Origin of the sequence: Paracoccus sp. pheM1 (genome assembly GCF_018499825.1) — a bacterium.
GTDB lineage: Bacteria > Pseudomonadota > Alphaproteobacteria > Rhodobacterales > Rhodobacteraceae > Paracoccus > Paracoccus versutus.
The window spans coordinates 2,396,689-2,420,667 of record NZ_JAGXCX010000001.1 but is presented as its reverse complement, the minus strand read 5'-3'; the positions used below and the strand labels follow the sequence as shown (position 1 = coordinate 2,420,667).

General features: G+C 68.1%; 23 protein-coding genes. 13 read left to right on the top strand and 10 right to left on the bottom strand.

Annotated elements, in window-relative coordinates:
• Nucleotides 1-90: 90 nt before the first annotated feature.
• From KF941_RS12270 to KF941_RS12255, 4 genes are all read right to left on the bottom strand, one after another.
• The gene (locus KF941_RS12270; RefSeq protein ID WP_214273449.1) at nt 91-705 is read right to left on the bottom strand and encodes a glycosyltransferase family 29 protein; all 615 of its coding nucleotides are present in this window, start codon (nt 703-705) and stop codon (nt 91-93) included.
• Complete coding sequence (locus tag KF941_RS12265) at nt 702-1,748, bottom strand: glycosyltransferase family 4 protein (RefSeq protein WP_036758617.1); 1,047 nt, start codon at nt 1,746-1,748, stop codon at nt 702-704. The genes KF941_RS12270 and KF941_RS12265 overlap by 4 nt, the downstream gene beginning before the upstream one ends.
• Nucleotides 1,741-2,934, bottom strand: coding sequence for an MFS transporter (locus KF941_RS12260; RefSeq protein ID WP_214273448.1), 1,194 nt, complete (start codon nt 2,932-2,934; stop codon nt 1,741-1,743). Before KF941_RS12260 ends, KF941_RS12265 begins: the two co-directional genes overlap by 8 nt.
• Before the next feature lie 76 nt (nt 2,935-3,010).
• A complete protein-coding gene (locus tag KF941_RS12255; protein ID WP_036758622.1) occupies nt 3,011-4,267 on the bottom strand; it encodes an MFS transporter in 1,257 nt (418 codons plus the stop codon).
• Nucleotides 4,268-4,388: 121 nt separating this feature from the next.
• On the opposite strand from KF941_RS12255, the gene KF941_RS12250 reads away from it, so the two are divergent.
• Nucleotides 4,389-4,976: a glutathione S-transferase family protein gene (locus tag KF941_RS12250; protein WP_036758630.1), complete on the top strand. Its 588-nt coding sequence runs from the start codon at nt 4,389-4,391 to the stop codon at nt 4,974-4,976.
• Here KF941_RS12250 and KF941_RS12245 read toward each other — a convergent pair.
• The 5 genes from KF941_RS12245 to KF941_RS12225 all read right to left on the bottom strand — a co-directional run bounded on the left by KF941_RS12245 (nt 4,952) and on the right by KF941_RS12225 (nt 10,869).
• On the bottom strand, nt 4,952-6,190 hold the full coding sequence (locus KF941_RS12245; RefSeq protein WP_346428984.1) for a TIGR03862 family flavoprotein: 1,239 nt from the start codon (nt 6,188-6,190) through the stop codon (nt 4,952-4,954). The two genes, KF941_RS12250 and KF941_RS12245, sit on opposite strands and share 25 nt — an antisense overlap.
• Nucleotides 6,187-7,215 carry a DNA polymerase III subunit delta gene (gene holA, locus KF941_RS12240; RefSeq protein WP_214273446.1) on the bottom strand — a complete coding sequence of 343 codons (1,029 nt, stop codon included), beginning with the start codon at nt 7,213-7,215 and terminating at the stop codon, nt 6,187-6,189. The genes KF941_RS12245 and holA overlap by 4 nt, the downstream gene beginning before the upstream one ends.
• Entirely contained in the window at nt 7,212-7,697 is a 486-nt protein-coding gene (gene lptE / locus KF941_RS12235) for an LPS assembly lipoprotein LptE (RefSeq protein ID WP_036758638.1), read from the bottom strand. Before lptE ends, holA begins: the two co-directional genes overlap by 4 nt.
• Nucleotides 7,684-10,281, bottom strand: coding sequence for a leucine--tRNA ligase (gene leuS / locus KF941_RS12230; RefSeq protein WP_214273445.1), 2,598 nt, complete (start codon nt 10,279-10,281; stop codon nt 7,684-7,686). Before leuS ends, lptE begins: the two co-directional genes overlap by 14 nt.
• A gap of 75 nt (nt 10,282-10,356) precedes the next feature.
• A complete protein-coding gene (locus KF941_RS12225; RefSeq protein WP_052096154.1) occupies nt 10,357-10,869 on the bottom strand; it encodes a DUF3576 domain-containing protein in 513 nt (170 codons plus the stop codon).
• A 305-nt stretch (nt 10,870-11,174) separates the two neighbouring features.
• Between KF941_RS12225 and KF941_RS12220 the strand changes: the two genes are divergently transcribed.
• From KF941_RS12220 to KF941_RS12175, 10 genes are all read left to right on the top strand, one after another.
• Nucleotides 11,175-12,167, top strand: coding sequence for a porin (locus KF941_RS12220; protein ID WP_214273444.1), 993 nt, complete (start codon nt 11,175-11,177; stop codon nt 12,165-12,167).
• A gap of 70 nt (nt 12,168-12,237) precedes the next feature.
• Nucleotides 12,238-12,891: a YggS family pyridoxal phosphate-dependent enzyme gene (locus KF941_RS12215; RefSeq protein WP_214273443.1), complete on the top strand. Its 654-nt coding sequence runs from the start codon at nt 12,238-12,240 to the stop codon at nt 12,889-12,891.
• Between the two features lie 158 nt (nt 12,892-13,049).
• Nucleotides 13,050-13,913, top strand: a complete 864-nt coding sequence (locus tag KF941_RS12210; protein WP_346428983.1) for a calcium-binding protein — start codon at nt 13,050-13,052, stop codon at nt 13,911-13,913.
• Nucleotides 13,914-14,057: 144 nt separating this feature from the next.
• Nucleotides 14,058-14,327, top strand: a complete 270-nt coding sequence (rpsO, locus tag KF941_RS12205; RefSeq protein ID WP_024842753.1) for a 30S ribosomal protein S15 — start codon at nt 14,058-14,060, stop codon at nt 14,325-14,327.
• A 170-nt stretch (nt 14,328-14,497) separates the two neighbouring features.
• Nucleotides 14,498-15,163 carry a hypothetical protein gene (locus tag KF941_RS12200; protein WP_214273442.1) on the top strand — a complete coding sequence of 222 codons (666 nt, stop codon included), beginning with the start codon at nt 14,498-14,500 and terminating at the stop codon, nt 15,161-15,163.
• Nucleotides 15,164-15,404: 241 nt separating this feature from the next.
• Complete coding sequence (gene pnp, locus KF941_RS12195; protein WP_036758720.1) at nt 15,405-17,549, top strand: polyribonucleotide nucleotidyltransferase; 2,145 nt, start codon at nt 15,405-15,407, stop codon at nt 17,547-17,549.
• A 78-nt stretch (nt 17,550-17,627) separates the two neighbouring features.
• Nucleotides 17,628-18,374 (top strand): glycosyltransferase family 25 protein, encoded by a 747-nt coding sequence (locus KF941_RS12190; RefSeq protein WP_166435619.1) that lies wholly within the window; start codon nt 17,628-17,630, stop codon nt 18,372-18,374.
• Between the two features lies 1 nt (nt 18,375).
• Complete coding sequence (locus KF941_RS12185) at nt 18,376-19,272, top strand: hypothetical protein (RefSeq protein ID WP_214273441.1); 897 nt, start codon at nt 18,376-18,378, stop codon at nt 19,270-19,272.
• Between the two features lie 4 nt (nt 19,273-19,276).
• Nucleotides 19,277-20,023 carry a hypothetical protein gene (locus tag KF941_RS12180; RefSeq protein ID WP_036758654.1) on the top strand — a complete coding sequence of 249 codons (747 nt, stop codon included), beginning with the start codon at nt 19,277-19,279 and terminating at the stop codon, nt 20,021-20,023.
• Between the two features lie 44 nt (nt 20,024-20,067).
• Nucleotides 20,068-20,832, top strand: coding sequence for a glycosyltransferase family 25 protein (locus KF941_RS12175; RefSeq protein ID WP_036758657.1), 765 nt, complete (start codon nt 20,068-20,070; stop codon nt 20,830-20,832).
• Between the two features lie 34 nt (nt 20,833-20,866).
• Here the strand turns inward: KF941_RS12175 and KF941_RS12170 are convergent, their stop codons facing one another.
• Nucleotides 20,867-21,523, bottom strand: coding sequence for a peroxiredoxin (locus KF941_RS12170; RefSeq protein WP_214273440.1), 657 nt, complete (start codon nt 21,521-21,523; stop codon nt 20,867-20,869).
• 161 nt (nt 21,524-21,684) lie between these two features.
• On the opposite strand from KF941_RS12170, the gene KF941_RS12165 reads away from it, so the two are divergent.
• Both KF941_RS12165 and KF941_RS12160 read left to right on the top strand, forming a co-directional pair.
• Nucleotides 21,685-23,136 (top strand): aldehyde dehydrogenase family protein, encoded by a 1,452-nt coding sequence (locus tag KF941_RS12165; RefSeq protein ID WP_214273439.1) that lies wholly within the window; start codon nt 21,685-21,687, stop codon nt 23,134-23,136.
• 87 nt (nt 23,137-23,223) lie between these two features.
• A complete protein-coding gene (locus KF941_RS12160) occupies nt 23,224-23,961 on the top strand; it encodes an SDR family oxidoreductase (protein WP_214273438.1) in 738 nt (245 codons plus the stop codon).
• Nucleotides 23,962-23,979: the final 18 nt, after the last annotated feature.

Below are 23,979 nucleotides of genomic sequence, written 5' to 3'. Positions count from 1 at the left end.
TCAACAAAGGACGCCGCGATATAGGGGGTATTGCGGCAAAGGGAAAGCGAGATTTCGTCAAAACGCCCGCTGATCTGGCAGGATTTCGGCTTAATGCCGAAGAATCCGGCGATCTGCCACAATGAGTTCCCGCACCCATTCGGATTCGCCTTTGAAATCATGGGGAACCTGCTCGGCGGTCCGCCGGCCGGAAAGCGAGAGCGAGGCGAAGAAATCAAAGCCGTAAAGCTCCAGCCGCGCCATTTGCGAGCGCGCGATCAGGTCGATCATCATCGCGCCGGTGGTGGGCGGGGCGCCCAGCCGCGCCATCAGCGCCCGGTAATCCGCCAGCGGGTGCAGGTAGAAACCGGGGCTGGAGGCGGTGCGCCAGTCCAGCCGCTTGCGCTTGGGCGACATCCACAAAAGGCGCGCGGGCGCGATGCGGGCGCGGTCGGCATCCGAAAGCCGCACCGCCAGCGCCAGCCAGTCGGTGCGGCTGCCGTGGCTTTCGGCCGAGGGCATCGGCGCGCGATTGATGCGGATCACCAGGTCGGCGGCGTCGATCTGCGCGCCGTGCCGGGCCTCGGCCAGCGCGCGGGCATTGCCGACCAGCGCGACACGCTTGCCCGCCAGATCGTCCAGAAGCGCGGATTGCGGCGCCGAGAGACATTGCAGCGCGCCCTCATCCCGCAGGGTGCGGGCGACCAGGAAGCCGAGCCGGTTCACGACAGCAGCCCGCGATAGACCTCGACCAGGGCGCGGGCCTCGGTCTCGATGGCGTGGTTCGCCGCGACATGGGCGCGGGCCGCCTGCCCCGCCGCCTGCCGCGCGGCATCGTCGTCCAGCCAGCGCGCGACGGCGGCCTGCATGGCGGGCTGGTCCTCGGGCGGGACCAGGCTGCCGGTCACGCCGTCCCGGACCAGTTCCTCGAAGGCGCCGACGCGGGTCGCCACCACGGGAACGCCGCAGGACATGGCCTCGAGCGGGGTCAGGCCGAAGCCCTCCCAGCGTTGCGGCGCGACATACAGGTCCAGCGCGCCATACCATGCCGCCATCCGGTCCACCGGCACCTCGGGCGGGAACAGGATGCGCTGGGACAGGCCCGCCCCGGCCACCTGCGCCTTCAGGTCCGCCAGATAGGCGCGGTGCTTTTCCGTGGCCCGGCCCATGACCAGCGCGGTCACGCCGGGGCGCGAGGGCAGCAGGGCCAGCATCGCCTGCACGAAATCGCCGGTGCCCTTTTGCGCCCGGATGCGGCCGTAGCAGCCGACCAGCACCTGGTCCGGCGGCAGGCCCAGGCTTGCGCGCAGCGCGGCCCGGTCGGCGGGCGGCGCGAAGCCGTCGGTGTCGATGCCGTGGTGGATCACGCGGGCCGGACGCTCCAGATAGGCCGCGCCCCTGGCCGAGGTCGCCACCAGCGCGTCCATCCGCGAGATCAGCCATTTCGTATAGCGGCTGTGCCGGCGCTGCGAGGCCGAGGTGAAGAGCAGCCGGTAGCGCCGCCGCAGCACATGCCGCAGCACCAGCCCCAGCGCCATTTCCGTGTTGCGCCGGGCGTGCCAGACCCGCCAGCGGTCGCGCGGCAGCAGCGCGGCGCGGGCCAGCGGGATATGCGGCAGGCCGGGCGGCAGGCCGGGGCCGGTGGCGACGATGCCGATCATCCCGGCCTGCACGGGGATCAGCCGCACCACGGTCGCCGTCACGCCCGACAGGCGGCGTTTCAGGTTCGGGGCGACCACGTCGATCCGGTCGGCGGGTATCTCAGGCATCGGGGGTCTCGGGCGTCAGGAAATACAGCAGGAACCCCACCGTAAGCGGAATCAGGAAGAACAGGAACAGGGTCGAGTAAGCCTCGGCCGGGGTGCCGTGGGCGCTGGCCCAGCGATAGACCGGGCGCGAGGTGAATTGCAGCACCCCGGCCCCGCCGATCGAGAACAGGTTGAGGAAGGTGACGCCCCGCCCCACCAGGTGCGGGGGCAGGAAGGCCCGGCCATGCGCCATCAGCACGGTATAGGTCGCGCCCGACAGCCCGACCAGCGCCAGCAGCGCCACCGACAGCGCCACGCCCTCGGCCGGAAACAGCCACAGCCCGGCCATGACCGCCACGCCCGCGGCATTGGCGATCAGCGCCAGCCGCCGGATCGAGCCGACCAGCCGCGTCGCCGGCCCGACCAGGAAACTGCCGACCACCATGGCGACGCCCATGGCCAGCGTCGCCCAGCCGATCAGCTGGTCCGAGGCGCCGTGGACCTCGGCCATGTAGGGCCCGGCCCAAAGGCCGCGGATCGCGGCCGAGGCGGCATAGTTCACGGAAAACAGCGGCAGGATGAACCATAGCGGCCGCAGCCGCAGGATCTCGGCCAGCGATCCGCGCGGCGCGGTGGCCGCCAGCCGTTCCGGGTCGCGGGTAAAGGCCAGGATCGCCAGCGCCACCGCCAGCGTGACCCCGGCCAGCGCCCACAGCGTCTCGCGCCAGCCGAAGGCCTCGGTCGCCCAGACCAAGGGCGCGGCGCCCAGGATGTTGCCCATCGAGCCAAAGCCGACCACCGCGCCCGCCAGGGTGCCGAACAGCGCCGCCGGATAGGTGCGGGCAAAGATGTAATAGCTGCCCATCAGCGCCGGCGCGCAGCCGATCCCCATCAGCGCCAGCGCGACATGCAGGTGCCAGGGCGCCTGCGCCAGGGCAAAGACCGCCGCCCCGCCCGCGCCCCCCAGCGCCAGCAGCACGGCCACCGTGCGCCGCGGCCCGGCGCGGTCCAGCGCGCCGCCGATGGGGATCTGCATCAGCGCGAAGGTCAGGAACCACATCCCCGACGAGATCGCCAGATCCTCGGGCCCCGCCCCCAGCTCGGCCTGCAAGACCGGCGACAGCACGGCCAGGAAGGCGCGGTAGAACTGACTGAGCGTATAGGCCAGGATCAGGCTGATGATCCCCGCCGACAGCAATGCGCGCATGAACCGTCCCCCTCCGCTGCACCGGGCCGAGATTTGTCGATTGCCCGGCGGGACGCAATGGCCCCCGCGGGCCGGATCAGGCGGTTTTCGCGGCGCCCTCCAGCCGGGCCGGCGCCTCGCGCACCGGCAGGTGGATCAGCGCGCTGAAGGCGCCGACGCCCACGCCGACCCACCAGACCATGGTGTAGTCGCCATAGATGTCATAGAGCTTGCCGCCCAGCCACACGCCCAGGAACGAGCCGATCTGGTGGCTCAGGAACACGAAGCCGTAAAGCGTGCCCATGTAGCGCAGCCCGTAGATATAGGCGACCAGCCCCGAGGTCAGCGGCACCGTGGCCAGCCACAGCCCGCCCATCACCAGCGAAAAGACGATGACGCTGGTGGGCGTGATCGGCATCAGGATGAAGGCGGCGGCGGCGATGGTGCGCAGGGTATAGATCCCGGCCAGCAGGTATTTCTTGGTATAGCGCTTGCCCAGCCAGCCGGCAAAGATCGAGCCGGCGATATTCGCCAGCCCGATCAGCGAGATCGCGGCCGCCCCCAGCGTCGAGGTGGTGGTGATGCCGATGCTGGCCAGCGTGCCCATGGGGCTGATCGGCCCGCACATCTCGGTCACCATGGCGGGGAAATGCGCGGTGATGAAGGCCAGCTGGTAGCCGCAGGAAAAGAAGCCGGCAAAGATCATCAGATAGGACGGGTCGGTGAAGGCGCGCTTCAGCACCGAGCCCATGCTTTCTTCCAGCTCGCTGCGGCTGGCGGGCTTGCCGCTGCCCAGCATGGGCAGGAAGAACAGGCAGGCCAGCACGATCACGCCGAAGATGACGAAGACGCTCTGCCACGGGTAATGCATCAGCAGCACCTCGGCCAGGGGCGCGCCGAAGACCTGCCCGGCCGAGCCGGCGGCGGTGCCGATCCCTAGCGCCAGGCTGCGGTTCTCGTCGCTGGCGGCCCGGCCGATCACCGCCAGGATGACGCCGAAGCCGGTGCCGGCGATGCCGAAGCCGACCATGACCTCCAGCAGCTGCATGGCCAGCGGGTCGGTCGCATAGGCTGTCAGGATCAGCCCGGCGGAGTAAAGGAAGGCGCCGATGATGACCGACCAGCGGTCGCCCCAGCGCTCGGCCAGGGCGCCGAAGATCGGCTGGCCGATGCCCCAGGCCAGGTTCTGGATGGCGATGGCCATGCTGAACTCGGCCCGCGGCCAGTCGAATTCCTGCGCGATCGGGATCTGGAAGACGCCGAAGCTGGCCCGCAGGGCAAAGTTGATCAGCAGGATGATCGAGCCGCCGATCAGCACCGGCGTGAACAGCGGCGCGCGCATTGCCTTGGTCATGTTGCCCTCCCTCTCGCAGCCTGCAATTCCTGCGCCCGGCCGGGGGCCGCGTCAATGGCGTCGATTGCCTGAATCGGGCGGCGGCGCTAGCCTTGGGTTTCAACGCCATGCGGGGAACTGGATGTATCAGGTGATCGGAACCGGCAAGAGCCGCGCCATGCGCGTGCTGTGGATGCTCGAGGAACTGGGCCAGCCCTATGAACATGTCGCCGTCAACCCGCATAGCGAGGGCGTCAGGCCCTTCAACCCGGCCGGCAAGGTGCCGGTCCTGGTGGTGGACGGCGTGCCCGTCACCGATTCCACCGCGATCCTGACCTATCTGGCCGACAAGCACGGCGCGCTGACCCATCCGGCGGGCACGCTGGACCGGGCGCGCCAGGACAGCCTGACGCAATTCGTGCTGGATGAATTCGACGCCGCGCTGTGGCTGGCGGCGCGCCACAGCTTCGTGCTGCCCGAAGAGATGCGGCTGGCGGCGATCAAGAACACGCTGCGCTGGGAATTCGAGCGCAGCCAGCGCACCCTGGTGCATCGCATCGCCGAGGGGGGCTTCCTGATGGGCGACCGCATGACCGTGCCCGACATCATCCTGGCGCATTGCCTGACCTGGGCGCTGACCGCGCGCTTCCCGATCACCGAACACCGGCTGACCGACTACCTCGAGATGATGCGCGCCCGCCCGGCCTACCTGCGCGCCGCGGCCAGATAGGCGGCGGCGCCGCGCCCGGCCAGCCGCCCGGTGGCCAGGCAGCCGGTCAGCAGGTAGCCGCCGGTCGGCGCCTCCCAGTCCAGCATCTCGCCGGCGGCAAAGACGCCGGGCAGCGCCTTCAGCTCCAGCGCCGCGGTCAGGCTTTCGGCAGCGATCCCCCCGGCCGAGGAAATCGCCCGCTCGATGCCCATCGCGCCCTGGTGCCGCAGGTGCAGCGCCTTGGCGCGCATGGCCAGCCGCTCGGGCTCAAGGGGCAAGGGCCGGCCCCATTCCATCAGCAGCGCCGCGCGCAGCGGATCGCCCAGCACCCGCCGCAGCCGGTTGCCGACCGAGAGCTTCGAGGGCGCGCGCGCAAGGCGCCGCGCCAGTTCCTCGGGCGCGAGATCGGGGGCCAGGTCGACGAAAGCCTCGGCCCCGTCGCGCATCGCGGCCGCGACCTCGTAGATGCCGCCGCCCTCGATGCCTTCGGCCGTCACCACCCATTCGCCGCGGCCGACGCGATCGCCGACATGCAGCGCGACGCCCTTGGCCGCCTGGCCGAAATGCCGCGCCATCGGCGCCGACCAGGCGACGCGAAACCCCATGTTCGCCGGCCGGAACGGCGCCACCACCACGCCGCGCCCGGCAAGCCACGGCACCCAGGCCGCATCCGAGCCGAGCCGGGGCCAGCTCGCCCCACCCAGCGCCAGCACCACGACGCGGGGCCGCAGCAAGGCTACCCCGCCCGGAACCTCGAAGCACCAGTTCTGGCCCTGAAAGCCGGTCCAGCGCCAGCGCGTCCGCAAGGCGACGCCCTGCCCCGCCAGCCGCGCCAGCCAGGCCCGCAGCAATGGCGAGGCCTTCATGCCCACAGGGAACACCCGCCCGGTCGAGCCGGTGAACAGCTCCACCCCCAGCCCGCGTGCCCAGGCCATCACCGCTTCGGGCCCGATTTCTTCGTTCTGCAAATACTCCGGGGGACGCGCGCCCGACCCCGTCGAGGGGTCGGGCGCGCGGGGGGCAGAGCCCCCGTATCGCGTCACGAACAGCGCCCAGGGCTCGTCCCTGGTCAGGTTCAGCCCGGATTTTCCCGCCATCAGGAACTTGCGCGCCGGGGTCGGCATGGCCTCGGCCACCACCACCCGCGCGCCCTGCCCGGCCAGCACCTCGGCCGCCATCAGCCCCGCCGGCCCGGCACCGATCACCAGCGCCTCGACCTCTGCCGCCTCGCTCACCGCCCGCCCCGCGGCATCATGCACAGCCGCAACAGCATCCGCTCCATCAGCGCCATGGCCGGCGCGCGCGAGGACGAGCGCAGCACCAGGTCGGTGTCGATCAGCTGGTGGATCGCATCCTCCAGCGCCCGCATGCCCCAGTCCTGCGCCTGGCGAATCATCCGGTCGCGGCGCGGGCCGAAGACCGGCGGCCGCAGCCGGGCCAGCCCCGCCCCCGGCCCGCCGGGGTCCGAGGCCGCCGCGTGCAGCGCCCGGAAATGCCGCAGCGCCGCGATGCACAGCGTCACCGGCAGGGTTCCCTGCCCCTCGATCCGCCGCATCAGCGCGCCGAATTCGCGGGCGCGGCCCTCGGCCACGCAGTCGATCAGCTCATCCACCTCGGCCTCGATGGTCGCGGGCGCCAGCGCGGCGATCTCGGCCGGCGTCAGCGGCTCGGCATCGCCATGCTTGTAGAGACCGATCTTTTCCACCGTCTGCCGGAAATCGCCGGGATCGAGCGCCCGCGACAGCGCCATCAGGTCGCGCATGGCGTCGCGCGGCACCTCGCGCAGGCCGGCATCCTTCAGCCAGCGCCCGACCTCGTCCTCGCCGGGCGGGTCGTCATAGATCGGCGCGGCCACGGCGGCGGGATGCGGCTCGAACAGCTTGCGCAGCGCCGAGGACTTGCTCAATCCGCCCGCCGCGACCACGATCACCGCGTCGCCCGGCTTCCATTCCGCGATGGCCGAGGCGACGGCCGGCGCCGCCGCATCCGGCGCATCATCGACCAGCACCACGCGCTGGCCGGGAAAGAACCCCACCGCCTTGACCGCGTCCAACAGCGCCGCCGGATCCTTGCGCAGGTCGGCGCCGGGAATGCGGGTCAGGCGCATCTCTTCCTCGGCCCCCGCCCCGACCAGGGCCTTGACCGCCTCGGCCCGCTTCAGCGCCACGCGCATCGCGTCCTGGCCATGGATCAACAGCGCCGGGCGCGTCGGATCGGGCCGCGCCAGGTAGCGTCCGATCTCGGCGCCCTTCAGGATCATGGCACGGCGTCGGGCTGGATGGCCAGCAGCCGCGTCACCACCTGGTCGGCCAGCATCCGCGCCAGCCGCTCATGCGCGTCCTGTTCGGCGGCCATGGTGGCGATGGTGGTGCCGGTGGTGGAATAGGAGGTAAAGCTGCTGACCTGCCCGCGCGTCACCTCGCGGCCGGTGCCGGCCTCGGTCAGGGTGAAATCGGCGGTGCCGTTCAGCGCATAGCGCGTCGTCACCTCGTCGGGGGTGATCGCCTGCGGCACCACGGCGATGCGCAGCCGGTAGTCGAGCAGGAAGCGCGCCTGCGCATCGGGCCCCAGCCGCTCGGCGATGCGGCCGGCAAAGGCAAAGTCGTCGGGCGTGCGCGGATCGGCGGTGCGGACCTGGCCGAACAGCTTGCCCCCCGTCCCCCCCGGCCCGTAGACCGGGGAAAAGCCGCAGCCGGCCAGGGCCAGCGCGCCCAGGATCACCGCCCGCCTAGACCACGACATTGACGATCCGCCCCGGCACCACGATCAGCTTCTTCGGCGCCTGACCCTCCATGAAGCGCTGCACGGTCTCGTCGGCCAGCACGATGGCCTCGATCTGGTCCTTGGGCATGTCCTTGGGCACCTCGATCTCGGCCCGGCGCTTGCCGTTGATCTGGATCGGCAGCACCACGCTGTCGGAAACCAGCATCGCCGGGTCCGCCTTGGGCCAGGCGGCATCGACCACCATGCCCTGCCCGCCGGCCTTGGCCCAGACCTCCTCGGCCAGGTGCGGCACCATCGGCGCCATCAGCTGCGCCAGGATGCGCAGCGCCTCGCGCCGACTTTCGCCGCCCGCGGCCGACTTGGCCGTCGCGTTCGCCAGCTCATAGATCTTGGCCACGGCCTTGTTGAAGGCAAAGCCCTCGATGGCGCGCGTCACCTCGTCGATGGCGCGATGCGCGGCGCGCGTCAGCTCGGGATCGGCCCCGCCCTCGGGGATCTCGTCGGCCAGCCGCCAGACCCGGGCGAGGAAGCGGTTCGCGGCCTCGGCCCCGGCGGCGGTCCATTCCACGTCGCGCTCGGGCGGGCTGTCGGACAGCATGAACCAGCGCGCGGTATCGGCGCCGAAGCTTTCGACGATGTTCACCGGATCGACGACGTTCTTCTTGGATTTCGACATCTTGGCCGAGGGAATCACCTCGACCGGGGTGTTGCTCCCTTTCAGAAACACACCATCTTCACGGCGTTCTACCTCTTCCGGGAGATGATAGATTTTTCTTAAGCCAGAGTATGTCTGAGAGCCGTCGCGCTTCACACTACCATCATGCAGGAATGGCTGCTGAGTCATGTAGATCTCATGCGTGACCATGCCCTGGGTGAACAGCGCGTCGAAGGGCTCCTTCGCGCCTTCCGGCAGGTGGCCGGTCCTGACCATGGCGCGGGCGAAGAAGCGGGAATAGAGCAGGTGCAGGATCGCGTGTTCGATGCCGCCGATATACTGGTCCACGTTCATCCAGTAGTCGGTCTCGGCCCGGTCGGTCGGCGTCGCCGCGTGCGGCGCGGTAAAGCGGGCGTAATACCAGGACGAATCGACGAAGGTGTCCATGGTATCCGTCTCGCGCCGGGCCGGGCCGCCGCATTTCGGGCAGGTGGTCGCGGCCCAGGTCGGGTGCCGGTTCAGCGGGTTTCCGGGCACGTCGAAGCTGACGTCCTGCGGCAGCAGCACCGGCAGGTTCGCCTTGGCCTCGGGCACGGTGCCGCAGGCGTCGCAATGCACCACCGGGATCGGGCAACCCCAATAGCGCTGGCGCGAGATGCCCCAGTCGCGCAGGCGAAACTTGGTCACGCCCTCGCCATAGCCGGCGGCCTCGGCGTGCAGGATGGCGGCATCGACCGCGGCCTCGCCGGTCTGGTCGGCCTCGCCGGCGAAGCCGCGCACATAGGTCACGGTCTCGGATTTCAGCGGCACATAGGGCGCCTTGGCCACCAGCGCGTCGGCGGCGGCCAGGTCCATGCCGCGCTCGCCGAAGGTGGCGCGGATCGGCAGGCCGTATTTGGTGGCGAATTCATGGTCGCGCTCGTCATGCGCGGGGCTGCCGAAGATGGCGCCGGTGCCGTAGTCCATCAGCACGAAATTGGCGATCCAGATCGGCAGCTGCCAATCCGGGTCCAGCGGGTGGCGCACGGTCAGCCCGGTGTCGAAGCCCATCTTGGGCGCGGTCTCGATGGCTTCCTCGGTGGTGCCGATGCGGCGGCACTCCTCGACGAAAGCCGCGACCTTCGGGTCGGATGCGGCCAGCGACTTGACCAGTGGATGATCCGGCGACAGCGCCACGAAGCTGGCGCCCATCAGCGTGTCGGGCCGGGTGGTATAGACCTCGATCTGCGGGAAATCGGGCAGGCCGACGGTTTCAAAGCGGAATTGCAGCCCGCGCGACTTGCCGATCCAGTTGGCCTGCATCAGCCGCACCTTTTCCGGCCAGCCCTCCAGCCCGTCCAGCGCCGACAAAAGCTCGTCCGAGTAATCCGAGATCTTGAAGAACCACTGCGTCAGCTCCTTGCGCTCGACCGTGGCTCCGGATCGCCAGCCCTTGCCGTCGATCACCTGCTCGTTGGCCAGCACGGTCATGTCGACCGGATCCCAGTTCACCTGCGCCGACTTGCGGGTGATGAGGCCGGCCTCCAGCATGTCCAGGAACAGCGCCTGCTGCTGGGCGACATAGGCGTCGTCGCAGGTGGCGAATTCGCGGCTCCAGTCGATGGACAGGCCCAGCGGCTTCAGCTGGCCGCGCATGGTGGCGATATTGCCATAGGTCCAGTCGCGCGGATGGCCGCCCTGCTCCATCGCCGCGTTCTCGGCCGGCATGCCGAAGGCGTCCCAGCCCATCGGGTGCAGCACGGAAAAGCCCTGCGCGCGCTTGAAGCGGGCCACGACGTCGCCCATCGTGTAGTTGCGCACATGGCCCATGTGGATGCGCCCCGAGGGATAGGGGAACATCTCCAGCACGTAATACTTGGGCCGCTCGTCCCGCATGGCGCGGAACGTATCGGCCTGCTCCCACGCCTCTTGCCAGCGCGGTTCGCTGATTGCGGGATCATAGGGCATGGAAACCTCCGGGCGACAGATTGCCCGCAGGGTATTAGCCGCTTGCCCGATGCAGGTCCAGCGGGCTCGGCGGGATCAGAGGTTGCGGTCCTGCACCCGCAGCTGCCGGGCCCGCGTCAGGATCGCATCCTCGACCGCGCGCACGGTATCGGGCGCCACGGCGGCGCCGCCCGCCCCCTGCAACGAGACCTTGAGCGCGCGCGCATCCAGTGCCGGGTCGCTGACCTTGATCGTGGCGCGATAGGACCGCCCGCCGCCCGGCGGGGTGCCGTAGCCGGTGACGATGACGCCGGTGAAGGGGTCGATCGACTGGATCGGCAGGAAGTTCAGCACGTCCAGGCTGGCGTTCCACAGGTATTTGTTGACCGCCACCGTGTCGTTGGGGTTGCGCCGGTCCGAGAACACGTCCCAGATCGTCTCGCGCCGCTCGACGGTCTGCGGCTGGGCCTGGCGATTCCCGCCGCCCGGCATCGAGGTCGCCGATCCGGCCGAGCCTGCCGAACCCAAGCCCGAGCCGCCCCCCGAACAGGCGGCAAGCCCCGCCAGGATCAGCAGGGCGGCGGTCAGCCGTGCGGCGCGTCTGGTCATCTGATGTCCCCCGGATCGTCCTTGCCGCGAGCCATAGCGCAATTCCGCCCCTTGCGACAAGAGAGGCTGCGCCCCTGGCCCGCAATCCCCCGTCCCGGAGGGGATATGGCTCGCGCGCGTAAGGGCGTCCGCGGCGGGGCGGGGGGCGTTGCAACGGGGTGTGGCCCATGTGCATCACAGCAGGTCGGAATCGGGCTAAGCCGATGCGATTCCGTTGCAATGCAGGGGGGAAAGCGCGACACAACTGGCATACCCCAAACCGGCATACCGGGTGGGGCATACGAGAGAGACAAGAGGGAAACATCATGAAAAAGGCTCTTATCGCCTCCACCGCGCTGCTCCTGACCGCGGGCGTGGCCGCCGCCGACGTCACGATCTCGGGCTACGGCCGGACCGGTGTGATCTACTACGAAAACACTGCTGCTCAAGACGCCGCCGGCGTGAACGAAGCGCGCATCGTCAGCCGCCTGCGGATGAACATCGACGCCTCGACCTCGACCGATTCGGGCGTCGACTTCGGTGCCCGCTTCCGCCTTCAGTGGGACCAGGGCGATGCCGGCACCGGCTCGAACCCCGGCAAACTGTGGGTCAGCGCCCAGGGCTTCACCGTTGAGGTCGGCAACGTCGACACCGCCCTCGACTCGAACGGCCTGATCTACGCGACCGAACTCGGCTCCTATGACCGTTCGGTCGGCTTCAGCGCCGTGACCGGCAACTTCTTCGCCTACTCGGCGAAGAGCTATGGCCTCGACCAAGCCGATCGCGTGGGCATCCGCGCCCTCTACACCCTGGCCGACGTGGAGCTGCAAGCGTCCTATGTCGATCCCGACCAGTCGGGCGTGAATGAAGCGAACCACGAAGAAGAGTTCTCGCTGTCGGCCGACTACACCTGGAACGACCGTCTGGAACTGTCGGCCGCTGCCGCGTTCAACGGCGAAGGCATCGACGGCAACGACATCTTCTTCCTCGGCGCCCGTTATGCCGTCATGGAAAACGCCCGCATCGGCCTGAACTATGTCAACGCCGAGGACTCGGCGGTGAACGCGGGTCCGGTGTCGGCCACCAACAACTATGGTCAGACCTTCGCCCTCTATGGCGACTACACCCTGGTTGACGGCCGCACCAACATCGAAGCCTACATCGCCAACAACGACGGCGACTGGGCTGCGAAAGAAACCGACAACGCGTTCGGTATCGGCGTGAACTACGACCTGGGCGGTGCCCGTCTGGGTGCGTCGCTCCAGCGCGACTACGAAGAGCGCGTGACCGCCGACATGGGCGTGCGCTTCGAGTTCTGATCCTACGGGATACGGAAAACAGGAAGAGCGGGCCTTGCGCCCGCTCTTTTCTTTTGGAAATCATGCCGCCATGGAACTGGATGACATCAGGCGCCGCATTGCCGCGGCCGAGAAAGCCGCCGGACGCGCGCCTGGCGCGGTCACGCTGATCGCCGTCAGCAAGGTGCAGCCCCCCGACCGGGTCGAAGCGGTGCTGGACGCCGGCCAGCGCGTCTTCGGCGAAAACTACGTGCAGGAGGCGGCGGGGAAATGGCCCCGCTGGCGCGAGCGTTTCCCCGGCATCGAGCTGCACATGATCGGCCCCCTGCAGACCAACAAGCTGAAACCCGCGCTGGAGCTTTTCGACGCCATCCACACGCTCGACCGCCCCTCGCTGGCCGAAAAACTGGCGCGGCAGGTGCAGGCGCGCGGGGCCTGCCCGCAGCTTTTCGTGCAGGTGAACACCGGCGCCGAGCCGCAAAAGGCCGGCGTCCTGCCGGACGAGGCCGACGCCTTCATCGCCCGATGCCGCGCGCTGGACCTGGCGATCGCCGGGCTGATGTGCATCCCGCCCGAGGATCTGGACCCGGTGCCGCATTTCCGCGCCCTGCGTGATATTGCCGCACGCAACGGCCTGGCCGGCCTGTCGATGGGCATGAGCGCCGATTTCGAAACCGCCATCGCCGAGGGCGCGACCCATGTCCGCATCGGCAGCGCCATCTTTGGCGCGCGCGACTACGGCTGACCGCGGGGGCGCCCCGGTCCGTTAAGCCTTTATTAGCAATAAGGATGCGGGGCGGGCGGCGACGGGATAAGGTGCCAATGTGGGTCGCGTGATTCGCTTGGGTTCCCGTCATGTTGTTGATCAGTAGTCTGCTCAGTTTGGTATTCGCCGGCCTTGCCGTGGATGTGACCGGGACCGCCCGCACTCCCGGCGGCGAGCATGACCCCGACGACCCGCCTTTTCCTGAATCATCCGATCGCGACGGGCCCAAGGGGCTGACAACCGAGGGCAGCGAGGGCTCGGACTGGCTGGCCGGCAGCGATGGCGACGACCTGTTGACCGGCCTTGGCGGCAACGACGACCTGCATGGGGGACTGGGCAGCGACACGCTGCTGGGTGGCGACGGCACCGACTGGATCTATGGCGACGGCGACTATGGTCCGGGCGGCGACGATTCCATCGACGGCGGCGCGGGCGACGACTATCTGGCCGGGCAGGGCGGCAACGACACCGTGCATGGCGGCCCCGGCAACGACACGATCTTCGGTGGCGAGGGGGACGACCTGCTGACCGGGGGCGACGGCGACGACTGGATCTCGGGCAATGCCGGCAACGACACGCTGATCGCCGGCGGCGGCGAGGATGACCTGGACGGCGGCGAGGGCGACGATTTGCTGATCGGCTCGGCCGAGCACGAGCGGGCCTGGCTGCATGGCGCCGCCGGCCGCGACACGCTGCAGCCCGGCCTGGGCGATTTCGCCGAGGGTGGCGAGGGCGAGGATCTGTTCCTGCTGGACGTGCCGGGCGAGGATCTGGACGATCCGGGCGAGACGCTGCCGGTCATCGCCGATTTCGACCGGCAGCTGGACCGGATCGAGCTGCGCTATCGCGGCGACGGCCCCGATCCCGTGGTCGCGCTGGAGCACGAGACCGACGGATCGGCGGTGATCCGCGTGGACGGGGTGGCGGTGGGCCGGGTGTTGCAGGCCGAAGGGCTGCGGGTTGCCGACATCGCCCTGACGCGGATCGCACCGGGCGGCTGAGCCGCAGAAAACCCTTTCCTTTTCGGCCGATTTTGCCTATACGCCCGCATCCGACCGGGCGATTCCGGCGGATCTCTCCACGGGCCTGTGCTGGACGACATCCCGGCCTGTGCCATAACCCTTTGATCCTGAAAGGAGACCCCGATGTCGATCACCGTCGAGGAAAAGAACCGCGTGATGACCGAATTCGCGACCAAGAAAGGCGACACCGGCTCGCCCGAGGTGCAGGTCGCCATCCTGTCGTCGCGCATCGCCACGCTGACCGAGCATTTCAAGACCCACAAGAAGGACAACCATTCGCGTCGTGGTCTGCTGAAGCTGGTCGCGCAGCGCCGCAAGCTGCTGGACTACCTGAAGCGCAAGGACGAAGCCCGCTATACCGACCTGATCGGCAAGCTGGGCCTGCGCCGCTGACCGGCCGGCCGCGATCCCGCGGCCCTTGGATTGCAGGAAACGCCCGCGGCAAAGGCTGCGGGCGTTTTTCGTTGCGGTGCGGCCGGTCAATTAAAATCCAACGGATTGCTTTCTGGATTCCTAACGGGCGGCCTTTATCCTGTGGCTTTCTTCAAGATGGAGATCGTAAGATGGTAATCAGTTCACTTTTCAAGCCTATTTCCTCTTCTGCCCCAGCCGCCGCCTCGGGGGCCGGTTCGACGCCCTTGCAGGCTGTCTCGAACGCCGTCGATACGCTGGCCGGATCGCTGCTGGGCGTGAAGCCCGCGGATGGCGACGGGGTCCGGTTCGACTTCTCGTCCCAGGCGATGCAGGCTTCTGCCGATGGCGCGGCCCCGGCCGATGAACCACCGGCCCCTGTCGCCGCCGCGGCCGCGAAGCACCCGGCGCCCGAGGCTGCAGTCCCTGCGGCGGCCCAGGCCCCGGCCGGGGGCGCCGATCCGGCGGAGGCGGCAGCGGGGCCTGCCGCCGTGGTGCTGGCCGCGCAGGCTTCGGCCCAGGCGGCGGCCGCGTCCGGCGGGGTTGATGCGGCCACCCCGGACGAGGTTGCGGCCCCAGCCGAAGCCGCGGCCAGAAGCGCGGCCCAGGCCGCCGATCCCGATGCCGAGGCGCTGGCCCGCGCCTGGGCGATCAAGGCCCAGGACAAGGAGGGCGTGCAGACCATGGTCGATCGCGTCGCCGCGCTCAGCACCCGGCCCTGGCCGACCGACGCGGCCGCCGAAAGGACCGAAAAGGCGGTGAAGGTGCTGAAGGCCGATCAGGAAGCCGCCGCGTCCAGAACGCTGGCCGTGGCCTGATCGCCCCATGCGCGGAACAAGGCGGGCGGCTGCCGACCGGGCGCCGCCCGCTTCGATTCGCAGGGGCGGGGCGGATGCCAAGCCACTTTCCATGTGCCTTGATTTCCTGTATGGGGCGTCTCCATCTGTGACGTGACGCCAGGCCCCTGGGCACATGCGAAGGATAGGGGCGGCGGCAATGGGGCCGCCATTTGACACGGGACGCGACCGGAAGGGCCGGCGCGTCGCCAGAGGAAACCAGATGTTTGATGAAGTGAAGAAATCCATCCAGTGGGGCCAGGAAACGCTCACGCTGGAAACGGGCAAGGTTGCCCGCCAGGCCGACGGCTCGGTCATCGCCACCCTGGGCGAGACCAGCGTGATGGCCAACGTCACTTTCGCGAAAGAACCCAAGCCCGGCCAGGACTTCTTTCCCCTGACGGTGCATTACCAGGAAAAATACTATGCCGCCGGCAAGATCCCCGGCGGTTTCTTCAAGCGCGAGGCCCGGCCTTCGGAAAAGGAAACCCTGACCGCGCGCCTGATCGACCGGCCGATCCGCCCGCTGTTCGCCCCCGGCTTCAAGCATGAAGTGCTGGTGATGTGCACGGTGCTGAGCCACGATCTGGTCAACGATCCCGACATCGTCGCCATGATCGCCGCCTCGGCCGCGCTGACGATTTCCGGCGTGCCCTTCATGGGCCCGATCGCCGCCGCCCGCGTCGGCTTCGCCAATGGCGAATACGTCCTGAACCCCGAGGTGCAGGACATGGACCAGCTGCGCGGCAACCCCGAGCAGCGGCTGGACCTGGTGGTCGCCGGCACCCGCGACGCGGTGATGATGGTCGAATCGGAAGCCTATGAGCTGACCGAGGCCGAGATGCTGGGCGCGGTGAAATTCGGCCACGAGGCGATGCAGCCGGTGATCGACCTAATCATCGACCTGGCCGAGGCCGCCGCCAAGGAACCCTTCCCCTTCGCCTCGCCGGATTACAGCCCGCTTTACGCCCGCGTGAAATCGCTGGGCGAGACCGAGATGCGCGCCGCCTATGCCATCCACGACAAGGGTGAGCGCCGCGACACCATCGAGGCCGTGAAGGTGAAGATCCTCGAAGGGCTGACCGAGGAAGAGCGGCTCGACCCGAACCTGGGCTCGGCGCTGAAGAAGCTGGAATCGGGCATCCTGCGCGGCGGCATCATCGACGGCCGCCCGCGCATCGACGGCCGCGACAACAAGACCGTGCGGCCCATCGACTGCGAAGTGGGCTTCCTGCCGCGCACCCATGGCTCGTCGCTGTTCACCCGCGGCGAGACGCAGGCACTGGTCGTGACCACGCTGGGCACCGGCGACGATGAGCAGATCATCGACGCGCTGCATGGCAATTCCCGCTCGAACTTCCTGCTGCACTACAACTTCCCGCCCTATTCGGTGGGCGAGGTGGGCCGCGTCGGCAGCCCCGGCCGTCGCGAGATCGGCCATGGCAAGCTGGCTTGGCGTGCGCTGCAGGCCGTGCTGCCGGCCGCGACCGACTTCCCCTATACCATCCGCGTGGTTTCCGAGATCACCGAGTCGAACGGCTCGTCCTCGATGGCCTCGGTCTGCGGCGGTTCGCTGTCGATGATGGATGCGGGCGTGCCGCTGAAGGCGCCGGTCGCCGGCGTCGCCATGGGCCTGATCCTGGAAGAGGACGGCCGCTGGGCGGTGCTGACCGACATCCTGGGCGACGAGGACCACCTGGGCGACATGGACTTCAAGGTCGCGGGCACGGAAAACGGCATCACCAGCCTGCAAATGGACATCAAGGTCGCGGGCATCACGCCCGAGATCATGGAGCAGGCGCTGGCCCAGGCCAAGGACGGCCGGCTGCACATCCTGGCCGAGATGTCCAAGGCGCTGTCCGAAGGCCGGCGCGAGTTCAGCGCCCATGCCCCGCGCATCGAGACGATGACCATCCCGACCGACAAGATCCGCGAAGTGATCGGCTCGGGCGGCAAGGTGATCCGCGAGATCGTCGAGACCTCGGGTGCGAAAGTCGACATCAGCGACGACGGCACCATCAAGATCGCCTCGGCCAATGCCGATTCGATCAAGAAGGCCTATGACATGATCTATTCGATCGTGGCCGAGCCGGAAGAGGGCAAGGTCTATGTCGGCAAGGTCGTGAAGCTGGTCGATTTCGGCGCCTTCGTGAACTTCTTCGGCAAGCGCGACGGGCTGGTGCATGTCAGCCAGATCGCCAACAAGCGCCTGAACCACCCCAACGAGGTGCTGAAGGAGGGCCAGGAGGTCAAGGTCAAGCTGCTGGGCTTCGACGACCGCGGCAAGGTGCGCCTGGGCATGAAGATGGTCGACCAGGAGACCGGTGAAGAGATCACCGAGAAGAAAGAGGAATCGGCCGAAGGCTGAGGCTTTCGCCGCGATTCGACTGTTGGAGCCTCGGCAATGCCGGGGCTCCTCCATGTTCGGCGGGACGGGATATCAACGATGCAGACGAATTGGCCGATCTTCGTATTGACATTGGCAGGCGACGAGGCGCGTCGTCAGCCATTGTTGGACCGGCTTGCCGAAAACGGCTTGCAATGGCGCCTGGTCTACGGGGTCGATGGACGGCGGGGCCTGCCGCCGGAATACTTGCCGATGATCGACCGCGACGCCGCTCAGGATCGACTGAAACGGCCGATGACGGATTCGGAATTTGCCTGCGCCTTGTCGCATCGGCGTATTTACGAGATTATCATGGCCGAGGGTCTTGATGGGGCGCTCGTGCTTGAGGATGATGCAATCCTGACGCCGGACTTTCCCGACTTCATTCGTGCGGGGCACCATTTGACCGATACGTTGGCCTTGCTGTATCACTATTCCGGCCGCGCGCTGCCCTGGCAACGCAGGAAAGCCGGTCGGTGGTTGATGTATCGTCCGACGCGACGGGCATCGGGCTGCACCGGCTACACGCTGTCCCGAAACATGGCGCATGAGCTGTTGCAGGCGATGACCCCGGTCAGTTTCGTGTCCGACTGGCCCGTGGACTTGTATGATTCGCGAGCTTGGTTGGTCGCCCCGCGTGTCGTGCATCATGCCCCTCCGGGACAGGGGCTTTCGCATCTAGCCCAGGAGCGAACCGTTGCGGAGATGCAGCGGCCCTGTGAAAAGAGGAATCCGGCCCGTTTCCTTAAGGCAAGTTATTACCGCGGGCTTGTTCGGCGCAGGCTGGCGCGCCGCGTGGACTCCTAGCATGACTCCTTCGGATTATATCGCCGGGGCGGGCCTGTCCTTCCGGCCGGTGCCAGAGGCGCTGGCGGACCCGCGGGGCAGAGTGATTGCCCATCTGCGCCGCCCGGACGGTGTCGATCTGGCCTGCACGGCCGATCTCACGCAAGAGATCGCGCTTTACGAAACCCCCCAGGGCGAGGCGCCGCTTTTCGTTTCCTACTATACCACCGATACGCCATATGAGGCGCTTGCCGCCGATCTGCGCGCCTCGCTGGACCGCCACGGCCTGCCCCATCGGATCGAGCCGGTGGCGTCGCGCGGGTCATGGGTCGCCAATACCGGGCTCAAGGCGCGGGTGATCCAGGCGGCCTGGCAAGACAGCGGCCGCCCGGTCTGCTGGATCGACGCGGATGCGGCGATCCTGCGGCCGCCCAGCTTTCTGATGGGCAATCCCTTTGATGTGGCTTTCGTCCGCCGCGCGGGGTGGGAAGATATTTCCTATTTGATTTACCTTAACGCCACCGAGGCGACGGGCAGGATGCTGGCGGAATGGGTGCGGCTTTGCGACCAGCATCCGAATGTCTGGGATCAGGTGCTTTTCAGCCTGGCCTGGTTCCGCACCGCTCGCGAGACGGCGCTGGCGAGCCAATGGTTCAACGGCGGGGTGTCCCGCACTCCCCGGCCCAAGATCCGCGATCTGCGGGACAGGCTGTTCTACTATCCGTTCGGGCGCAAGATCCGGCCCTTCATCGACCAGAAACAGGCATCGCGCCGGCTCAAGGCATATGTGAACGCCTCAGCCCGGCCGAAGGATGAGATCGGAAGCGACGACCTGAGCGCTGGCTATCGCGCCGCGCTGGCGAACCTTGATTTCAGTTTCGATCCGCAACTGGATGCGATCGTCTCGCGGCGGACATAGGCGAATGGTCAGGCGCAGGAAATCCCGGCTAGAGCGCTTCTTTTCGCTCAATCAGCATCGCAAGCGCTGGGGCGCGCGGCGACATGTCCTGGCCGCCCCCGACCTGGTCGCGATGCGCGAGCGGATCGTCCAGGCGGGCGAGCCGGTGCAGACCCGCGGCTCGGATAAGTCGCTGGAGCGGCACCTGGCGAACCTGCGCTGCGAGTTTTCGGGCCGCCCCGAGCTTTTGCTGCATCACGCCACGCTGATCGTTCTGATCCGTCGCGAGGTGCGGCTGGCCGAAAGTCTCGGCCAATTCACCGCGCTTTGGGCGCAGGAGGCGGAGTTTCTGTGTCGGCACCTGAACCTGCGCTGGCTGATCTCGGCGGCGGATACCTTTGCCGACCATGGCCCTGATCCGCAGGCCCGCGCGGTCGCGATGATGGCCTCGCTTCTGGCCAATACCGTCAAGATCGGTGAATCCGACCGCTATGTCCGCGGTTCGGAGACATCGGCGCCGCTGCCGGAGCGGATCGAAGAACTCCAGACCGAACTGGTTCCGCTTTTCGAGGGGATGTCGGTTTTTACCGTCGGCACCGACGATACGCTGCGCAACATGTATTGGCGGCTGGAGCCCTTCTTCGCCGCCGGTTCTGCGGGGATGATCCTCAAGACGGTCTATGATCGGATGCAGGTCAACGATACGGCTTTTGCCCGGCTCCGGGCGCTGCACCGCCGCGACCGCACCGGTTGGTGGGAGGACGAGACATGAGTGTCCTTGGCTTGTCGGATTGCTTGGTCGCGAGGGGCGAATAGATGCGCCTTCCCGCCTATCTCATCAACCTTGACGGCTCGGACGAGCGGCTTCGTTCAGCCTCCCGGCAGTTGGACGAGGCGGGCGTGCCCTTCGAGCGCGTCCCGGCCTTTGACGGCAGGGCGCTGCGGGTCGAGGAATTTCCCGATTACGATCCCGCTGGGGCGATGGCCTATATGGGCCGGCCTTTGCGCGGGGGCGAGATCGGCTGCTATCTCAGCCATCTCGACTGTGCGCGGCGCTTTCTGGACAGCGGCGCCGAATATGGCCTGGTGTTCGAGGATGACATGCAATTGCAGCCTGGCTTTGCCGAGGGGATGCGCATCCTCATGGGCTGGCTGGACCGGCATGATCGCGACTGGGATCTGATCAATTTCGGCGCCAGACAGCACAAGATCTATACCCCGGTCATGGGGTTCGAGGTTGCGGGTCGGCATCATGAGCTGACCCGCGCCCATTACTTTCCGATGACGGCCACCGCGCTGCTCTGGTCGCGGCAGGGGGCCGAAACCTTTATTCGCACCCATCGGCGCATCACGGCGGGCGTGGACAATCATTTCCGCCACTGGCTGACCCGCAACGACCGGGGGCTGGCGGTCTGGCCGCCTCTGGTCACGACGACCGGCGTGGAAAGCCAGATCGAAGACGGCAAGGGCAAGCGGTCGGCAGGCGGGCGGCACCCGCTTTACGGATTGATCAAGCAACGCCGGCAGATCGTCAACAAGCTGATCGCGTGGCGCCACAAGCGGCGGCTGGCACGCCGGTAGAAAGGCCGCGGGCGGTGCCGCGGCCTTTGCAGGATCAGGCCGGATCCTTGGCAAAGCGCAGATAGGGCAGCGCCTTGTTCAGCTGGCCGTATTTCGCCTCGGCCGCCGCGTCGTCCAGCGCCAGCGCTACGATCACGTCCTGGCCCGGTTCCCAGTTCGCCGGGGTGGCCAGCGGCACGCCGTCGGTCTTTTGCACCGCATCCAGCGCGCGGATGATCTCGGCGAAGTTGCGGCCGACCGACATCGGATAGGTCATCGTCAGCCGCACCTTCTTGTCCGGCCCGATGATGAAGACCGTGCGCACCGTGGCCGAATGCTGCGGCGTGCGGCCCTCGGCCGGCAGGTAATAGTCGGCCGGCAGCATGTCATAGGCCTTGGCCACCGTCAGCTCGGTGTCGTCGATGATGGCGAAATTCGCCGGGACGCCTGCGACCTTCTCGATGTCGGCCTTCCATTTGCCGTGGTCCTCGGCCGAATCGACCGAGACGCCCAGAACCTTGGTGCCGCGCTGCTCGAACTCGGGCACCAGCTGCGCCACCACGCCGAATTCGGTGGTGCAGACCGGGGTGAAATCGCGCGGATGCGAGAAAAGAACCGCATAGCTGTCACCGATCCAGTCGTGGAAACTGATCTGGCCCTCGGTCGAATTGGCGGTGAAATCCGGGGCGGTGTCGTTGATGCGCAGGGACATTGCAGATCCTTTCGGTTGGCCTTCGGCGACAAGATAGGCATCTGCGGCGGATTGTCCAACTCGATCTGTTCAGTCGTGATAATTCGCAGGGCCGCTGCGGCTTGCAGCCCGGTCTTGCGGGTGCCAGTCTGCGGGCCAATCGCAGATCAAGGGAGGCTCTCATGAGCGGACTTGCCGACAAGCGGAAATTCTACATAGGCGGCGAATGGGTTGCGCCGCGTGCGCCCAACGACCTGGAGGTGATCGACCCCTCGACCGAGGAGGCGGTGGCGGTGATCAGCCTGGGCGGCCAGGCCGACACCGATGCGGCGGTGGCCGCGGCCAAGACGGCCTTCCCGGCCTGGGCGGCGACGCCCCCGGCCCAGCGGCTGGCCCATGTCGAGAAGATCCTGGAAATCTACAAGCGCCGCGCGCCCGACATGGCCGCCGCCATCAGTGCCGAGATGGGCGCGCCGCAGGACATGTCGCTGAACGACCAGGCCGCGGCGGGCAGCTATCACATCGAGACCTTCATCGAGGCGTTCCGGGATTTCGAGTTCATCCGGCCGCTGCGCCCCGACACGCCGACCAGCATGGTGGCATGGGAGCCGGTCGGCGTGGTCGGGCTGATCACGCCCTGGAACTGGCCGATGAACCAGGTCACGCTGAAGGTGATCCCGGCGCTGCTGGCCGGCGATACCGTGGTGCTGAAGCCCAGCGAGATCGCGCCGCTGTCCTCGGTCGTCTTTACCGAGATCGTGGACGAGGCCGGGCTGCCGCCGGGGGTCTACAACATGGTGAACGGCGACGGCGCGGGCGTGGGCTCGCAGCTTTCGGTGCATCCCGACGTGGACATGATCAGCTTTACCGGCTCGACCCGCGCCGGCATCGCCATCACCAAGGCGGCCGCCGATACGCTGAAGAAGGTGGCGCTGGAACTGGGCGGCAAGGGCGCCAACCTGGTCTTTGCCGATGCCGACGACAAGGCGGTGACGCGCGGGGCGCGGCATTGCTTCTACAACAGCGGCCAGTCCTGCAACGCGCCGACGCGGATGCTGGTCGAGCGGTCCTTTTACGAAACCGCGGTCGAGCAAGCCCGCAAGGTGGCCGAGGAGACCGCGGTGGCGACGGCCCACCAGCCAGGGCGCCATATCGGCCCTGTGGTCAGCAAGCAGCAATGGGACAAGATCCAGGACCTGATCCAGAAGGGCATCGACGAGGGCGCGCGCCTGGTCGCCGGCGGCCCCGGCCTGCCCGAGGGCGTCAATCGCGGCTATTTCGTGCGCCCGACGGTCTTTGCCGACGTGACCAATGACATGACCATCGCCCGGCAGGAGATCTTTGGCCCGGTGTTGTCGATCATCCCCTTCGACAGCGAGGAAGAGGCGGTCGCGATCGCCAACGACACGATCTATGGCCTGACCAACTATGTCCAGACCAGCGACGGCGCAAGGCGCAACCGGCTGGCGCGGCAGCTGCGCTCGGGCATGGTCGAGATGAACGGGCAGGGCCGGGGCAGGGGCTCGGCCTTCGGCGGCGTCAAGGCCTCGGGCCGGGCGCGCGAGGGCGGCGTCTGGGGGCTGGAGGAGTTCATGGACAGCAAGCAGATCAGCGGCTGGGATCCCGATGCCTGACGTGCGGGGCCGCTTGGCGGGCGGCCCTTTTCCTTGCGGGGCCGTGCCGCTAGCATCCGCGCCGCGAAAGCCGAGGGGGCGCGACAGATGAGGACCATCCTGATCACCGGCGGCGGCAGCGGCATCGGCCGGCTGACCGCGCGGCGGTTTCTTGACGCCGGCTGGCGCGTCGGGCTGATCGGCCGGCGCGAGGCGGCCCTGGCCGAGACCGCGGACGGCCATCCGCAGGCGCTGGTCCTGCCCTGCGACGTGACGGTGCCCGAGGCGGTCGATGCCGCCTTTGCCCGCGCGGTGGCGCAATGGGGACGGCTGGACGTGCTGTTCAACAATGCCGGCGCCATCCTGATCTCGCGCCTGATCGACGAGATTTCCTGGGAGGAGTGGCAGGGCGTGGCGCGGGTGAACATCGACGGCATGTTCCTGTGCGCCCGCGCCGCTTTCCGGCAGATGCGGAGGCAGCAGCCGATGGGCGGGCGGATCATCAACAACGGCTCGATCGCGGCCGAGGCGCCGCGCCCCGGCTCGGTGCCCTATACGGTCTCGAAACACGCGGTGACGGGGCTGACGCGGACGCTGGCGCTGGACGGGCGGCCGTTCGGCATCGCCTGCGGCCAGATCGACGCCGGCAATGCCGCGACCGAGATGATTGCCGCCGTGGCGACGCAGGGCGCGCCGCAGGCCGACGGCTCGATCCGGCCCGAGCCGGTGATGGACGCCGCGAACGTGGCCGAGGCGGTGCTGCACATGGCCAGCCTGCCCGAGGGCGCCAATGTGCTGCACATGACGGTGATGGCGACGAACATGCCCTTTGTCGGGCGCGGCTGAACGGGCCCGGACAAGCGA